Origin of the sequence: Psychrobacillus mangrovi (assembly GCF_037104765.1) — a bacterium.
Classification (GTDB): domain Bacteria; phylum Bacillota; class Bacilli; order Bacillales_A; family Planococcaceae; genus Psychrobacillus; species Psychrobacillus mangrovi.
Genome location: NZ_JBAWSY010000006.1, coordinates 18,099 through 33,030, shown reverse-complemented (window position 1 = coordinate 33,030; position 14,932 = coordinate 18,099). Strand labels below are relative to the sequence as shown.

Genomic DNA, 14,932 nt, shown 5'->3' with positions numbered 1-14,932 from the left:
ATCATTGACCATTGTATTTTGCTATGTTGGTCGTCTTAGGACATCATTCACTTTAGTAATATATATTATAATGATTTCAAGTTAGATGTAGTGACTATTTAGGTTTAAAACTATCTTGAGGGAAGTAGAGATATGTACGGCGAATTTCTATTATTAGGCTTTAATTAATTTCCCATTACTATCTGTAAATTTCCCAACAGCAATTATAATAAAATCAATTATTGTCCAAATTCCTAGGCCACCTAGTGTAATCAACATTAAAATTCCTGTTCCTACTTTACCAGCATAAAACCTGTGAACACCTAATGAACCTAAAAAGAAACAAAGCAGTAAAGCTGCCACAAAATTCTTTTCTGAATTAGTGTTTTCTGACATAATATATTCCTCCTTTCACCTGTATTAGAATATCACAGTATCATAGTTAAATATATATAAATATAAGTAATATTTTAGAATCAAAAGTAAGAGTAAAGCAGAAGGGACCTCTTTCTTTACGGAAGAGATCCCTTATACCTTAGTTTCTTTCTATTCGAATCGCTACAATGTCTTGGCAGTCTACGATAAGTGTTGAGCCTCTTTCAGTAGTTGGATCACTAAAGATTGCACAACAAGTATCCCGATCGAAGCTAATAAAAACAACATCTTCTAAAATTTGACCACCTTTTAAGAAAACATCAACCTCGGTCTGTATTCTTAATCGTCTTAATTGGTCACAAGCGCAACCTCTACAGCGATCTCTGTCACGATCTCTGTCACGATCTCTGTCGCGATCTCTGTTGCGGTCTTTGTTGCAATCTCTGTCACGATCTCTATCACGGTCACGGTCTCTTTCATTTTCTGATTCTCTTAATCTTCTACATTCAGAACACATATTCAATCCCTCCCTTCTGGCATTTAAAATCTAGCCTCATTTATAAACTATGATGGTAGATAAAAAGAGATTGAACAATGTGTCCTATATTAATAAAATAGTTATCTTTTTGAGTATTATGAAGATATTATCATGTAGAAGAAAAAGTCTTTCTTCTAATAAAGGGGACCAATCCATTTATTGCTAGTTATAGATTTAAGAGGATAGTCACATCTTTGTACGCAAAAATTGGTGAAGTAGGAACATTCCGATATATTTATCGTATTAATTATATGGAAGTTTACTATAAAGGAGTTAATTTATGAAAGCTGTTATATTTGATTTTGATAGTACTTTGGCAAATACTCAACCAATTTGTTTATATGCGTTTCAAAATGTATTTAATAAATTTTTAAAAAGTAGACTAGATTGCTTAAAAGTAGGTGTCTAATGAGTAATCAATGGTTGGAATGGGTAAAAAGAATTCAAGCATTATCTCAGGCTGGACTAGCCTTCTCGAAAGATATTTATGATATCGAACGTTATGAAGAACTTCGGAAAATAAGTGTAGAAATTATGGCAGTATACACTGAAGTTGAAATGAATAAGATAAGGGATTTGTTTGCGAATGAAACTGGTTATCAAACCCCAAAAGTCGATGTCCGTGGTGTTGTTTTTAAAGAAGATCGGCTTTTAATGGTAAGAGAAAAATTTGATGATAAATGGGCTTTGCCAGGTGGGTTTTGTGATATAGGGCTGTCTCCTTCAGAAAATGTTGTCAAAGAAATTCAAGAGGAATCTGGATATGAAGTAGTCCCCATTAAATTAATTGCATTATTAGATAAAAATAAACATCCCCATCCTCCTGAACCATATCATTATTATAAAATATTTATCTTGTGTGAAATCATTGGTGGCAAACCAACACTAGGCATCGAAACTAGTAATATAGGATTTTTTGGAGAAGATAATTTACCGGAGCTCTCCACTAATAGGAATACAGAAACTCAAATAATATCTCTTTTTGAATTTTTAAGGAACCCCATAAAAGAAACAATTTTTGATTAATTTATTATTAAATTAAAGTGGGAGATTCTATCAATCAGTAGTGGAACTTCTTTTCGATTCAAACGTATTAGGGTAATCGGCAATTTAGTTCAATCTAAATAAGGGGGTTCAGAAAATTACTGTGTATAAAAATAAACATTTTATAGGGGTTTTGTCGATTTTAGTTATCGCTTTGTTTGGAGTCATTTTTACAACGATTGCTATTAGTTATTTCAATACTAAAGAAATAAATTTAGCTAGTATTCGTTGCCATGAAATTGGTGGAAAAGTCATATTAGAAATCCATAATAGTCTCACAAGTGAATATTCATTTGAGTGTAAAAAATAAAAGGCATTTTAAGGTCAGTCAGAAATATCTGGCTGACCTTAAAATACTACCTATAATTATACCTCTTCTTGGAAGTAGATTTTATAAAACTTTCGATTTGTTGATTCATCATAGCCAACTTCAATTAGTTCATCTACTTGTTCAATATTACGAACGTTTACTTGAATTTCAATATTGGAATCGAGTTTAATTTTACGTTTATAAGTTTTTTCCACTTTTTCAATCGCACTTTCGGAAATTACTGTTTCATATGGCTTTACCGAATTTACAATGATATCTTTTTGTACAGGATCTGCCTTTTCAAATACAGTTTCAATAAAGTCATTTACCTGGAATTCTTCTTCACTTCTAAAATAATCAAGCGTTTTGTTTAAAAATCCCAATTTCTCAGTATTCGTAAAACTCTCTTCTTTTAATATATATTTCTTACATTCTGTTAACGCTAAGTTCGTTTTATGATAGTGTTCATCCGCTACCTTAACTTTTAAAAAGCGTTCTTGCCAGTAGACAACATCTTCTTTCTTTTTTGTTTTTATAAAGACAGCAGGTGCTTCATCTGGCCCCATATCCACGATTACGGCCATATTATTAAGTTTCTTAACATTAATACCGTCGATGCCATTCACAATCATTTTGTTTTGCTCGTTTTTCACATCTAAAAATATTTCTTTTTCGTCAATCTTTACAATGGCAATAGCCTTTTTAACATCTGTATGCCAAAGACAATTTTCGAATAATCCAATAAACAATTCTCCACTCTTAATATTAGGATGTTGAGATGCACTATGTAAGTGTGAGGCGATATTCTTCGACTGTTCAAAGAAACTATTCTCCTGATCGAAAATAGATTTCACATATGTATACACTTCATTTAATCCAATATCTGTTTCGTGAAAAAATTCGTATTGCTGCTCCAAATCGATTTTGTTAAACGCTAATTGTGTAAGGGCTGCTTCTAGCAAGACCTCCGGCTGAGAGTATGCCTCTTCTCCCAAAACAAGTGTATCGCTTACATAATGAACGACATACTGTGCTAATTTACTTTCACTTACTTCAAGCATGGTCTTCACCTTCTAATCATTAGTTGTCGATAATTTACCATATCATACCCCGCACAATATTTACATGTATTTTCATATAGAAGTATGGTGTAACTAATGTTTTTGAATAAAGGTTATACCTCATTTCCCACTTTTTTCAATACTAAAAGAACAGATTAGAACAGCGAGTCAATATTGATACAATGAAGCAAAAGGTTCTAAGTTCCAATACTAGGAAGAAGCAGATGGCTATGCTTCTTGAGGTATAAAAGACATATATAAACATAATTTTTGCAACAAAATAATGGTAGTTTGTTATATGATAATTATGATGTACTTAATGGGTAAAATATTAGGGGAAAAACTCCAAAAGAAGGAAGTGCTAAACGATGAATTTAGAAATGGTTATACAGGAGCTTGAAGCCCTTGGTAAGGAACGAACTAAAAAAATATACATATCCAATGGTGCTCATGAGCCGCTCTTTGGCGTGGCTACGGGCGCTATGAAACCGATCGCAAAGAAAATAAAAATAAATCAGCGTTTAGCTGAAGAGCTTTATGCCACAGGGAACTACGATGCAATGTATTTTGCAGGCATTATTGCAGACCCAAAAGCCATGACTGAGTCGGATTATGATCGTTGGATGGATACGGCGTATTTTTATATGCTATCCGATTTTGTAGTTGCCGTAACTTTATCAGAGTCAGATATTGCACAAGAAGTTGCTGATAAATGGATTGCAAGCGGTGAAGAGCTGAGAATGTCAGCGGGCTGGAGTTGCTACTGTTGGCTTTTAGGGAATCGACTAGACGTTGAATTTTCAGTAAGCAAGATTTCCAATATGCTTGATATTGTGAAAAATACGATCCACGATTCGCCAGAACGAACGAAATCCGCTATGAATAATTTTCTATACACCGTCGGTATTTCATATTTGCCGCTACACGAAAAGGCAGTAGAGACCGCAAAGGCAATAGGTACAGTAGAAGTTAAACGAGACAAGAAAAAAAACAGTTTCCTAAATGCTTACGAGAGTATTCAAAAATTCGATCAAGGAAAGCTTGGTTTTAAACGCAAGTATGTTAGATGTTAAAATTAACCTCATATCGCGAATAATCTTCAATTATCCAAGGGCAGCATTCCTGTTTGGAGATGTTCGGGGTCTTGAAAGAGAGCCCTCTAGTATGATGCTGAGTGTCAACTGTCATTGACTCATCATCAAACAGGAGGACTTCTCTATGAATTCTAAAGTGAACAAAAATAAATCAAGTTACTGAAAATACACTCGTTGTAGTTTCCTGCATGTTTGAGAGAGGGAACTTGTAATGATTAGTGTATTTTTTTGATTCAATCTAAGATAACCAATTAATAATTTGATAGGTTAAAATCACTACTGTTTAATACAAAGCACAACTACGAGTTCATCAGCTATCGGATGCTTTAGTTGAACACGAATACAACAAAACTTTAAATGTCAGTAAAAATGTATAACAAAAAGTACCGCCAAAAGAGGGGTACTTTTATTTTTTTCTCGTTTAAACATTTAAATTACATCATTTTTTTGTACCTAATTGACCTTCAATAACAATACTGAAATAGTAATAAAGGGATTCTGTGATTATTGTGTAAAGAATCAAAAGATAAAAGTTAAGATTTTACCTCTAATAATTATTAACAGTCTATTTATTTATAAAATTATCTGGTTAAAGTATAAGCTGCCAAATAATAGACAATAAATAGTGTATATTGGAGGGAAAATAATAATGATACTAGATGATAAATTAATTTATTGCTACAACTGCCGCAAAAAGTCCTTATTTACACGAAGAGATCTGAACAAAAATAGTGGTGTGGAAAGTCATTGTAGTGAGTGTTCTAATGTATGGTTTGAATGGCAAAATCGAGCAGTAGAGCGAGAAAAAGAAAAATGGCTTGATTTTAACGAAGGATTGGCAGGTAATTCTGACGGTCATCTATCTTATTTTTAAACGTTAAACACAAGCTTGCAGGGTATAGTGTAGTTTTTGAACTTTGATCATTATATAAAATACAGGGATGCAAGGTACTTGCTATTCAAACAGATATAACGAATAAGCATGACGTTGAGGAATTAGTGAGACAAGCCGAAGAAGCATTCAATCACGTTGATATTTTGGTGAATAATGCTGGGCAAATGCTAACATCCCCAGTCCTTTCAGGTAAAGTAGAAGAATGGGAACAAATAATTGACAAATAAAAACTAATGCTTTTTGGTATTCATTCTGTAATGCCATCCATGCTGGAGCGATCAAGTCGTCATATTATTAACATCGCATCTGTTTCTGGGTTAGAATTAACGAAAGTAAGTATTGTCTATAGTGTAACGAAATTTGCGGTTCGTGCTATTTCCATGGGATTTGAAAAAGAGTTGGCGAATACTGGTGTCCGTGTAACCAATATCTCTCCTGGTATGGTGGACACGTCTTCAAGTACTGAAAATTCATGGAATATCGAACGTAAAAAGTTAGAAACAAAGGATAGTGCAAGGGCAGTAATATATGCTGTAACACAACCAAGTTATGTAAATGTGAATGAAATTACCGTGCGCCCGGTTTAAGAGGAAGACAAAGTGATTAGATTGATATTTAATAACTGGTGCTTACATATGTCTTATAGATTTTTCAACCCCCTTTAACCAATTGCCAACATTCTTTAGTTTCCAGCGTTTTAAATAGCAACTTTTACTATCAAATTAGCAGGCCACTCATTAAAGGTGATGGTGATTTTATTAATGAATAGTACTTAATGAAACTCCATATTTATTATTATCTATTTAACTACTATTTTTCTTCTTTGGTAGTGATAGAGTCACGGTCTATTTTTTACATTTTAATTCGTAAGGTTTATTTTTGTGAATATAATAACTTTTCAATTTACCCAATAGCGTTCAACCCCCTATGAAAAATAAAAAACACAACTTATGACCTAATTTCCGATAACTTGGACAAAAATCCAAAATATCGGATTTTTTTATTTTCATTTTTACTTATTTTTCAAATCTATTCTAGTAATAAATTCCGATTTCTCGGAATATTTAAACCTATTCTTCGTCACAGTTCTGACACATAATATTGCAATTGTTAAAATATTCTGTTTTAATACTATTGAAAGCGCTTTAAAACAATATTTTCTAAAAATACTAGTTTTATATAGTAGACAACAATACCTGGTTTCCCATTTTTTTAAAGTTCGGAATCAATCGCGATGATTCGCGGTGGGCATATTGATGTTGCCATATTAGATGGTATGGAAGTATCTGAACAAGGTGATTTAGCCAATTGGATGATTCCAGGAAAAATGATTAAGTGCATGGGAGGTGCAATGGATTTAGTTCATGGTGCCAAAAAAATTATTATCATAATGGATCATGTCTCAAAAGATGGTTCACCAAAAATTAAAATGGAATGTTCATTACCTCTAACAGGGAAAGGGGTGGTCAATAAAATTATTACAGAAAGGTCAAGTTACAGTACGTGGACTTGAGTTAAGAGAAGTGTTTGAAGGATATACAATCCAAGACGCCATTCAATCAACAGAAGCAACGTTATTTGCTGAGAATGTGAAAGAGAGCCTTTCTATTTAATTTAATGGAGGTTAATTGGATGGATGGAATTACTTTCCGATTGATCAAAGACGGAAATACATTTCTCTTTGAAGGATTTGGACTAGAGGTATACCTGGAAAATTTATCTTGGGGTTATATTGAAAGGGGGTTAAAGGAACTTACGATTATTTCAATAATTGTAGGGTTTACGATTGGGATAGGGGACTTATTGAAAAATAGACAAATTAAAAAAGCAAAGGGTATTACTGGACAAGCGATTGTTATTGATGGTGGCTACATAGTCCAATAAGAAAGAGTATTAGTAAATGGTATTTTTCTTTCATTTAGCTGTTATTATCAATAAGTTAACTTTAGGTTTATCAAAAAGGGAGGGAATTTTTTTGAAAAAATCAAGTGCAATCTTTCTAGTGGTTTTTATGGTATTATTTACAATTTTAGCAGGATGTAGTCCGAAGGTAGAAGAAACAAAAACAAATTCCGCAGCTAGTAGTAATTCTGGGGATTCTTCAGTTAAGGAGTCCTTTAACATAGGTTTAGCTATTTCTATGTCGGGGGGGACAGCTCTATTTGGTGAAGGAGTAAAAAGAGGTGTGGACCTAGCTGTTAAAGAGTTTAACGATGCTGGCGGCTTTGAGGGACAAAATGCAAACCTAGTCCTTTATGATGATGAAGCTAAACCAGAAAAGTCTGTCGAGATTGTTCAAAAATTAATTAGTCAAGATAAAATTGTAGCCTTAGTTGGACCTGCTAACTCTGGGAATGCCATGGCTCACATTCAATTTACTCAAGAGGCAAAAATTCCTGAAGTTGTTCCAGTAGCTACAGGTTCAAAAATCACACAAGAGTTTAAAGATGCTGATAAAAACTATATTTTCCGTGTGGCTCCGCTTGATGGGGTTCAAGTGTCCGCTATTTTAAAAGAGCTTATTGATAAACAAGGACTTACGAAACTTGGTGTCATCCATGATACGGAAGGGTACGGGCAAGGTGGAAGAGAAGATATTGTTAAGCAAATGAAGGAAAACTACAATTTGGAACCGACTGTTATTTCAGCCTTTGATCCAAAGGAATTGAATCTAGAGCCTTCTATTCGTGAAATGAATAATGCAGGGGTGGAAGCAGTTATCTTCTACGGGCTTGCACCACAGTCAGCAAAGTTACTTGAAGCTCGTTTCAATGAAGGGTTGGATGCTCCTATTTACGCGACTTGGGCTACAGGTGATCCTACTGTTTTAAAACTAGTTGGAGATCTTGTGAAGGGTGATCTATTCTTTGTACAGTCATATACGATTGATCAAAATGAAGCAGCAAAAAAATTCCATGAAAAAGTAATGGATGCGTATAGTGAAGACGTATTCCCAATTGCTACGGCACAAGGATATGACAGTGCAAAACTTATCTTAGATGCTATAAAAAAGGTTGGTACAGATAGTGAAAAAATTCGTGATCAAATTGAATCCTTCACGGACTTTGAAGGTGTAACAGCAATTAAATCAGCACCTTTTACTAAGGATAACCATGAAGCATTTGGTATTGACGAAGTATTCATTGCCACATATAACGATGATTTACAAATTGTCGCAGCAGAGTAATAGAGTCATCATATAAATCTTTTAACTGGTGTAAAGGGTAAGTCCATATGAGGATTTCCCTTTTCACCATTTCTTGATATTTGTAGTATAACTACACAAGGGGGAGCGTTTGCTTTGGAATTAACAGATATATTAAAAGCCATTATTAATGGGTTAGTGTATGGAAGCGTTTATGCAATTATTGCCCAGGGCTACTATATTACTTTTATTACGACAAAAACTTTGAACTTTGGTCAAGGTGACTTCGTCATGCTTGGTTCACTTATAGGATTATCCACCTTTATGACAATAACTGCTACAGGTGGAGGTGTTTGGATTGCCTTTATAGCATCATTACTATTGGTTATCGTCATACTGGGTATTTGTGGTTGGGGATTGGAACAAGTCGCGATCCGTCCGTTAAAAAGCTGGCATTCCATTGGTTGGATTTTAAGTACTGTGGCCGTTTCTATGATTGTGAGAAACGTAGCTATGCTTATATGGGGAAGAGATGTTTTAATGGCCCCATCTCCATTTGGACGCGCTATTTTAGATTTGGGTATATTGAAAATCCGCTATCATGATATATTTGTACTAGTTAGTGCTGCAGTTATTATGTTACTTTTATATGTCTTCCTAAAGAAATCATTATTTGGAAAGGCGCTTGAAGCGGTTGCCTTTAATAGAGAAGCTGCTTCATTAATGGGAATCAATCCTCGATTAATGGCTTCCATTGCTTTTATAATTGCGGGGATCCTAGCAGGAGTAGGTGGAGTTTTAGTCGGACCTATGGTACATCCAGGTGCATTTATTGGTCTTTTCCTAGGATTAAAAGCATTTGCGGTTGCAATTATTGGTGGTATCGAGAATCCACGAGGTATTTTTATCGGAGGACTTTTACTAGGTGTATTAGAAAATCTCTTTACTTTATATAGTACATCCATGAAAGAAGCTGCTGCGTTCTTTTTAATTCTTGTCATTTTAGCAGTCCTTCCTCAGGGGTTATTTGGAAAACGAGTAAAGGAGAAATTCTAATATGATAAAAGCGAAATGGTGGATTTATCAAATTGGTATACCGCTCGTCCTCTTATATGCATTTCCCTGGTTTTTTAACAATGCTCATACCATTCATGTAGCCCAGACATTTTTAATTACCTACATTGTCATCGTAGGGTTAAATCTACTTGTGGGACTCTCCAATCAGCTTTCCTTGGGGCATGTAGGATTTTATGCGATAGGAGCATATTCTTCTGCAATACTTACCATGACAGTAGGATTGAATTTCTTCGTAAGTATTTTGATCTCTGGCTTAATAGCTGCTGTATTTGGAGCGATTGTAGCTCTTTTGTCCTTACGAGCGAAAGGTCCTTATCTGGCAATGGTAACAATTGCATTTGGAGAATTGATTAGTATTATAGCTAACCGCTGGGTAAATGTCACGGGCGGTCCTGCAGGAATCAAAACTTCGGTACCATCCTTATTTGGTTTTGAGCTTGGGCAAATTCAATATATGTGGTTTATTGGTCTTTTGGCTATAATATTTACAGCAGGCGCAACGAATATCTTTAGAGGTCGTTTTGGAAGGACCTTTACTGCTTTTGGAAATAGTGAAGTTGCTTCAGAGGTGCTAGGGATTAACGTTCGAAACTGGAAGATATTAGCCTTTTCTGTTTCTGCTTTTTTAGCAGGTGTAGGTGGAGGACTGTTTGCTTTTCAAAATCAATTTATAAGTAGTACAACTTTTGAATTGAATCTTTCTATTATGTTCCTTATTGCGGTTATTATCGGAGGATCAGGAACAAAGATAGGTCCTATTATAGGTACAGCGGTTATCATTGGGTTACCGCAATTCCTTCATAACTTTGTAGATTATCACTTAATGATCTTTGGTGGAATATTATTAATCGCACTTATCCTTTTACCCGATGGGATCGTGGGTGCCTTCACCAAACTTTCATACTTTAAAAAGTTTTCTAGTAAAAAAGTCAATACGGATTTAGGAATTTTACATGATGATCGGAAGGCCACAATAGATTTACCTGATGGGATTAATGGTAAGCTTTTAGAGCTTAAAAATATTTCTATGCATTTTGGTGGATTAAAAGCTATCGACGATGTTGAAATTGAGGTTTTAGGTGGAACTGTTCATGGGATTATTGGCCCAAACGGTTCGGGTAAAAGTACCACTGTTAACGTCCTAAGTGGAGTCTATATGCCGACTGGCGGAAACCTTCTTTGGAAAGGAAAGGACATTACAAAATATGCTCCTCATGGTATAGCACAAGAGGGAATTACCAGAACATTCCAAAACCTTCAATTATTTGAGGACATGAGCGTTTTACAAAACGTCATGGTTGGTTTTCATCGTCACTTCAAAACAGGATTCCTGAAAAACCTATTATATCTAGGTCAGGTATCTAAGGAAGAGCGATACTATGCACAAAAAGCTTATGATCTACTACGAATTGTTGGCTTAGAAGAAAGAGCCCATGAAAAGGCGTCTGACTTACCATATGGTGAACAGCGATTAGTTGAAATAGCAAGGGGGTTAGCTTTAAAACCTGATTTACTTATTCTAGATGAACCAGCAGCAGGGGCTAGCCCAAAAGAAATTGAAAAAATCATGGATGTGATCCAACGTCTGAAGAATGCAGGATTGTCTATTATTTTGGTTGAGCATCATATGGATATAGTTATGAATGTTTGTGATTATATTACCGTATTAGATTTCGGTAAGAAAATTTGTGAGGGAACTCCTGAAACTATTCAAAACGATCCAAGGGTAATTGAGGCCTATCTTGGAGGGGAAGAGGTGAACCAGCTTGTTGCAGGTACAAGATCTATCGGTTAGTTATGGTCAAGCGTCCGCTTTACACAGGGTATCATTGGAAGTAAATGAAGGTGAAATTGTTGCTGTTATTGGTCCCAATGGGGCTGGGAAAACTACACTATTAAAAGCGATAACGGGGTTGTTGAAGGCGAAGGAGGGTACTATCCTATATAAGGGTAATGAGATTTTAGGTACTCCAGCTCATAAAATTTTAGGATATGGTCTATCCCATGTCCCTCAAGGTCGTCAGGTCTTTGGTGATCAGTCGGTAGAGGATAATCTAATTCTAGGTGCATTTACGATTAAAAAAGAGAAACAAAAAATTCAAGAGCTTATAGAAAGAGAATACGAAAGATTTCCAAGATTAAAGGAGAGAAGATCGCAGCATGCTGGTACATTAAGTGGTGGAGAACAACAGATGCTAGCTGTATCTAGAGCACTTATGTCTGATCCTGATTTGGTCATTCTTGATGAGCCATCCATGGGTTTATCACCTATATTTGTAAAACAAATATTCGATACTCTGATAGAGTTGAAGAAATCTGGCAAGACGGTTATGGTTGTCGAGCAATTAGCCATGGCTGCTTTAGCTATATCTGACCGAGCATATGTTTTACAAGTAGGCGAGGTGAAGTTGCATGGAGAATCACGAGAATTATTAAGGGATAATAGTTTGGTAAAAACGTATTTAGGTTCAAAGTAAAATACGTTGTTATATGTATCTCAATTAATAGGAGAAGTAAATTAATATTTGAAGTTATTTTAGCCTCTTCTAGATAGTTATTTTGGAACAAGGAACCCCCGTCCCTCCATCGGGTTAATGGATAATTCATTCATGATCCACTTCTAAATAACGATAAAATTATGTGAATGTGTGAATTATAATGGGTATATAAGATTGGGAGGAAATGGAGAATCCTTATCAAATGATACAACGTGAATAATGATAATAATAGGTTAGTTATGAATAGTTTATTGTGAAATACCTAACCTTAAAAACCTCATTTAGATACATTACGGTGAATCTTACCATAAGTAAATGAGGTTTTTGAGTCAAGAAAAATAGCAAGCCAAAAATACTTTGTTATGTATAATAACTTGTATACTTTTGGCTTGTGAAAATTATAGGGTATAGAGGTATTGAGTATCTAGTTTAAGCATAATCCTCTAAAATCTCGACATTGTCGAATAATTATTTCTGTTCATTTTCATATATATTAATTTCTCTTCCGTTATTAAAATGGGTGAGTTTTTCTGGATTCATAACGATATAAACATCCGAAACGTGGTCACCTTTAAATTGGAAGGTAACTACTGTGAAAGTGATATCTCCAATTTTTATGAGGATCCCTGTTTGTCCATTAATCTCATATAATACACAAGTGAACCCTTTAGGCACTTTTGGGAAAATCGCGTTAAAGTACCGGATAATTTTATCAGAACCATGTATAGGACGCAAAGCAGCCTGTACCTTCCCTCCACCATCAGTGTACAACACAGCCTCCGATTTCAATACATCTAACAGTTGATCCATTTTTCCCGTCATCAAGGCATTCGCAAATTTTTCTGACATGGCGTACGTTTCAGCTTTTCTTGAGACATCTACCTTTGGGAGATCACCAATAGCTTTTTTGGTGCGATGGTAGATCTGTCGACAATTGGTACTACTTTTGTTTACAATTCCCGCAATGTCGTGATAACTGTATTGAAAGACCTCTCGCAATAAAAAAACGACCCGCTCAGTCTCCGAGAAATGCTGGAGCAAAAGTATATAAGCCGTAGAAAGAGATTCTTTCAACAAATAGTTCTCCAAAGGATTAAGATCACCGTGAAGATTCGAATCTGTCAAGAGAGGCTCCGGCAGCCAGGGTCCCATATAAGTTTCACGTTGCTTACTAGCAGATTTTAGTAAATCAATGGACCTGTGTGTCACTATCTTACACATATAAGACTTTACATTGCGTATATCTTCTTCCGGTATTTTTTCTAATGAAAGGAACGCCTCATGAACCATATCCTCTGCATCTGATACACTGCCCAAAATATTATATGACAATGAAAATAGTAGTGGTTTAAATTCATTATATAACTTCTCTGTGTTCATGAATGTCTCCCTTCGCATTCAATTCTTCAATAATGGCTAGTGCCGCCCGTTTAGAACTGCCTAATGATGCGTCAACTAACATTTCGCCGCGCCCGGTCCAATCTCCTGCAACATACAAACCGGGAATCTCTGGGACAGACGGACCTGGAGAAAGGTCATTGCGATCGAGCGAGTTAAAATCGTGGCTTACGGTAATGTGCGGTAAAAATTGGCGAGTAATTTCTTCTTTTTTCCAGCCGGGTTGAACAACGTCCATCGCTTTTTCTAATTGGAGTAAATCCAACTTCGCATTCCCTGAATTCGTCCCGAGGTGCTTGACAAGATGAATCACAACGGAGCCATCTTCGCTCATTTTCGTAACAGAGGTCGGGTTGTTATAGAAAATTGGCTGATCCATCCAGAAACCTGCGATAAAATTGACATCTGGCTTCGGAAGCTTCCGCAAAACCAGATCTAAACACGCTGCATTTACTGGACGTGCTTGGCTTTTCCACAGCTCCAGTTTAGTATGTTCCGCGTTTTTTACAAGATTGTACGTTTCTTCAAGTCCTGCAGTAACGATAACGTAGGGTACCTCTAATGTATCGCCATTGCCAAATATAATACTCTGAACATTCATATCATGCTTAATTTCAATTACGTTACGACGATTCATGATCGTGACTCCTGCTAAAGAAGCCTGAATTTTAAGGTCCTCAACGAGTGTTCCCCAACCTTCAGTAATATAAAAAGCTTTGCCGCTAAAAGTCCGCTGCATTTGCTGTAAGGCGGGTCCTGCAAGGTGAAGATCCGGATAAGGGACGAAAGAGTTGGAACGACAAATGGCAAATAATAAGAAGCGAACCATTGGAACGTCAATTTCCTTCTCAGCCCACTCTTTTAAGCTAATGTTACCAATTTCATCAGTATTGATCTTATTCAACGTCATCATCAGTCGCGTAAGACTCATTTTTCCTTTTAGTGAAAATAACTTATCGGACAAAAGCTGAAGTGGTCCAGTTGGAATGGAATAAACCTTGTTTTTCCATACCCCGACCGCTGAAGCAGAAGGGTTCGCCCCTTTTAATGAAATACCTAATTCCTTTAAAATATTTTCACCTGCCCCATCCTGATAAAAAGCGTGCACTCCTAAATTCAGCATCGCGCTCTTCTTTCTTATTGTCAGCCCGCGCCCCCCCAATTGGCTGGATTTTTCCAAAAGAATCACAGAGTAACCGGCCCTTGCTACGTAAATAGATGCTACCAACCCGGAAATCCCCCCGCCAACAATTGCAACATCGTACTGTTTCATAAAAAACACTCCATTCTTTGTTTACTAATAAGGCGAATGGAAAGGGCGTTTTGTGACAAAAATTAAAATTTAGTTTTGCACATCCTTTGAGGACGATAACCGCTTGCTGACATTTTTCATGATGCTATTCAAAATAAAGTCAAAGAAAATGACAAATTTTTAGATTAATCTTGCGGTAAAATTGCGGACAAATCAAAAACTAGAGGTGTATGTCTGTTAATTTTAGTAAAAGAAAAAGCTTGTAA

The 14,932-nt window shown here is 35.7% G+C and carries 15 protein-coding genes and 2 pseudogenes; 12 read left to right on the top strand and 5 right to left on the bottom strand.

Annotation, left to right across the window (positions count from 1 at the left end):
* Window positions 1–153: 153 nt before the first annotated feature.
* Together WAX74_RS10130 and WAX74_RS10125 are read right to left on the bottom strand one after the other, a co-directional pair.
* Window positions 154–375 (bottom strand): TM2 domain-containing protein, encoded by a 222-nt coding sequence (locus WAX74_RS10130; RefSeq protein WP_336497549.1) that lies wholly within the window; start codon window positions 373–375, stop codon window positions 154–156.
* Window positions 376–514: 139 nt separating this feature from the next.
* Window positions 515–871, bottom strand: a complete 357-nt coding sequence (locus WAX74_RS10125; RefSeq protein ID WP_336497548.1) for a hypothetical protein — start codon at window positions 869–871, stop codon at window positions 515–517.
* 301 nt (window positions 872–1,172) lie between these two features.
* Here WAX74_RS10125 and WAX74_RS20985 point away from each other — a divergent pair, with 301 nt between their 5' ends.
* The 3 genes from WAX74_RS20985 (at window position 1,173) to WAX74_RS10115 (ending at window position 2,246) form a co-directional block, all read left to right on the top strand.
* Window positions 1,173–1,301: an HAD hydrolase-like protein gene (locus tag WAX74_RS20985; RefSeq protein WP_413788948.1), complete on the top strand. Its 129-nt coding sequence runs from the start codon at window positions 1,173–1,175 to the stop codon at window positions 1,299–1,301.
* On the top strand, window positions 1,301–1,918 hold the full coding sequence (locus WAX74_RS10120) for an NUDIX hydrolase (protein ID WP_336497547.1): 618 nt from the start codon (window positions 1,301–1,303) through the stop codon (window positions 1,916–1,918). The genes WAX74_RS20985 and WAX74_RS10120 overlap by 1 nt, the downstream gene beginning before the upstream one ends.
* Before the next feature lie 151 nt (window positions 1,919–2,069).
* Window positions 2,070–2,246 (top strand): hypothetical protein, encoded by a 177-nt coding sequence (locus WAX74_RS10115; protein ID WP_336497546.1) that lies wholly within the window; start codon window positions 2,070–2,072, stop codon window positions 2,244–2,246.
* A gap of 56 nt (window positions 2,247–2,302) precedes the next feature.
* Here the strand turns inward: WAX74_RS10115 and WAX74_RS10110 are convergent, their stop codons facing one another.
* Entirely contained in the window at window positions 2,303–3,307 is a 1,005-nt protein-coding gene (locus WAX74_RS10110) for a nucleoid-associated protein (protein ID WP_336497545.1), read from the bottom strand.
* A gap of 368 nt (window positions 3,308–3,675) precedes the next feature.
* On the opposite strand from WAX74_RS10110, the gene WAX74_RS10105 reads away from it, so the two are divergent.
* From WAX74_RS10105 to WAX74_RS10065, 9 genes and pseudogenes are all read left to right on the top strand, one after another.
* Complete coding sequence (locus WAX74_RS10105; RefSeq protein ID WP_336497544.1) at window positions 3,676–4,380, top strand: DNA alkylation repair protein; 705 nt, start codon at window positions 3,676–3,678, stop codon at window positions 4,378–4,380.
* A 670-nt stretch (window positions 4,381–5,050) separates the two neighbouring features.
* Complete coding sequence (locus WAX74_RS10100) at window positions 5,051–5,275, top strand: hypothetical protein (RefSeq protein WP_336497543.1); 225 nt, start codon at window positions 5,051–5,053, stop codon at window positions 5,273–5,275.
* 59 nt (window positions 5,276–5,334) lie between these two features.
* Window positions 5,335–5,883, top strand: a pseudogene (locus WAX74_RS10095) (SDR family oxidoreductase).
* Between the two features lie 599 nt (window positions 5,884–6,482).
* Window positions 6,483–6,909, top strand: a pseudogene (locus WAX74_RS10090) (CoA-transferase); the annotation flags it as partial.
* 19 nt (window positions 6,910–6,928) lie between these two features.
* A complete protein-coding gene (locus WAX74_RS10085; RefSeq protein WP_336497542.1) occupies window positions 6,929–7,180 on the top strand; it encodes a hypothetical protein in 252 nt (83 codons plus the stop codon).
* A 91-nt stretch (window positions 7,181–7,271) separates the two neighbouring features.
* Window positions 7,272–8,483: an ABC transporter substrate-binding protein gene (locus tag WAX74_RS10080; protein ID WP_336497541.1), complete on the top strand. Its 1,212-nt coding sequence runs from the start codon at window positions 7,272–7,274 to the stop codon at window positions 8,481–8,483.
* 114 nt (window positions 8,484–8,597) lie between these two features.
* The gene (locus WAX74_RS10075) at window positions 8,598–9,497 is read left to right on the top strand and encodes a branched-chain amino acid ABC transporter permease (RefSeq protein ID WP_336497540.1); all 900 of its coding nucleotides are present in this window, start codon (window positions 8,598–8,600) and stop codon (window positions 9,495–9,497) included.
* 1 nt (window position 9,498) lies between these two features.
* The gene (locus tag WAX74_RS10070) at window positions 9,499–11,313 is read left to right on the top strand and encodes a branched-chain amino acid ABC transporter ATP-binding protein/permease (protein WP_336497539.1); all 1,815 of its coding nucleotides are present in this window, start codon (window positions 9,499–9,501) and stop codon (window positions 11,311–11,313) included.
* Window positions 11,285–11,995 carry an ABC transporter ATP-binding protein gene (locus WAX74_RS10065; RefSeq protein WP_336497538.1) on the top strand — a complete coding sequence of 237 codons (711 nt, stop codon included), beginning with the start codon at window positions 11,285–11,287 and terminating at the stop codon, window positions 11,993–11,995. The genes WAX74_RS10070 and WAX74_RS10065 overlap by 29 nt, the downstream gene beginning before the upstream one ends.
* A gap of 489 nt (window positions 11,996–12,484) precedes the next feature.
* Here the strand turns inward: WAX74_RS10065 and WAX74_RS10060 are convergent, their stop codons facing one another.
* Both WAX74_RS10060 and WAX74_RS10055 read right to left on the bottom strand, forming a co-directional pair.
* Window positions 12,485–13,396, bottom strand: coding sequence for an RNA polymerase sigma-70 factor (locus WAX74_RS10060; RefSeq protein WP_336497536.1), 912 nt, complete (start codon window positions 13,394–13,396; stop codon window positions 12,485–12,487).
* The gene (locus WAX74_RS10055) at window positions 13,374–14,687 is read right to left on the bottom strand and encodes a phytoene desaturase family protein (RefSeq protein WP_336497535.1); all 1,314 of its coding nucleotides are present in this window, start codon (window positions 14,685–14,687) and stop codon (window positions 13,374–13,376) included. The genes WAX74_RS10060 and WAX74_RS10055 overlap by 23 nt, the downstream gene beginning before the upstream one ends.
* Between the last annotated feature and the right edge of the window lie 245 nt (window positions 14,688–14,932).

What these genes read in the sequence shown, in the direction of transcription:
- WAX74_RS10110 (WP_336497545.1), bottom strand. Translation starts at nt 3,307, where the DNA reads ATGCTTGAAGTAAGTGAAAGTAAATTAGCACAGTATGTCGTTCATTAT.
- WAX74_RS10060 (WP_336497536.1), bottom strand. Translation starts at nt 13,396, where the DNA reads ATGAACACAGAGAAGTTATATAATGAATTTAAACCACTACTATTTTCA.
- WAX74_RS10085 (WP_336497542.1), top strand. Translation starts at nt 6,929, where the DNA reads ATGGATGGAATTACTTTCCGATTGATCAAAGACGGAAATACATTTCTC.
- WAX74_RS10130 (WP_336497549.1), bottom strand. Translation starts at nt 375, where the DNA reads ATGTCAGAAAACACTAATTCAGAAAAGAATTTTGTGGCAGCTTTACTG.
- WAX74_RS10120 (WP_336497547.1), top strand. Translation starts at nt 1,301, where the DNA reads ATGAGTAATCAATGGTTGGAATGGGTAAAAAGAATTCAAGCATTATCT.
- WAX74_RS10055 (WP_336497535.1), bottom strand. Translation starts at nt 14,687, where the DNA reads ATGAAACAGTACGATGTTGCAATTGTTGGCGGGGGGATTTCCGGGTTG.
- WAX74_RS20985 (WP_413788948.1), top strand. Translation starts at nt 1,173, where the DNA reads ATGAAAGCTGTTATATTTGATTTTGATAGTACTTTGGCAAATACTCAA.
- WAX74_RS10100 (WP_336497543.1), top strand. Translation starts at nt 5,051, where the DNA reads ATGATACTAGATGATAAATTAATTTATTGCTACAACTGCCGCAAAAAG.
- WAX74_RS10125 (WP_336497548.1), bottom strand. Translation starts at nt 871, where the DNA reads ATGTGTTCTGAATGTAGAAGATTAAGAGAATCAGAAAATGAAAGAGAC.
- WAX74_RS10070 (WP_336497539.1), top strand. Translation starts at nt 9,499, where the DNA reads ATGATAAAAGCGAAATGGTGGATTTATCAAATTGGTATACCGCTCGTC.
- WAX74_RS10105 (WP_336497544.1), top strand. Translation starts at nt 3,676, where the DNA reads ATGAATTTAGAAATGGTTATACAGGAGCTTGAAGCCCTTGGTAAGGAA.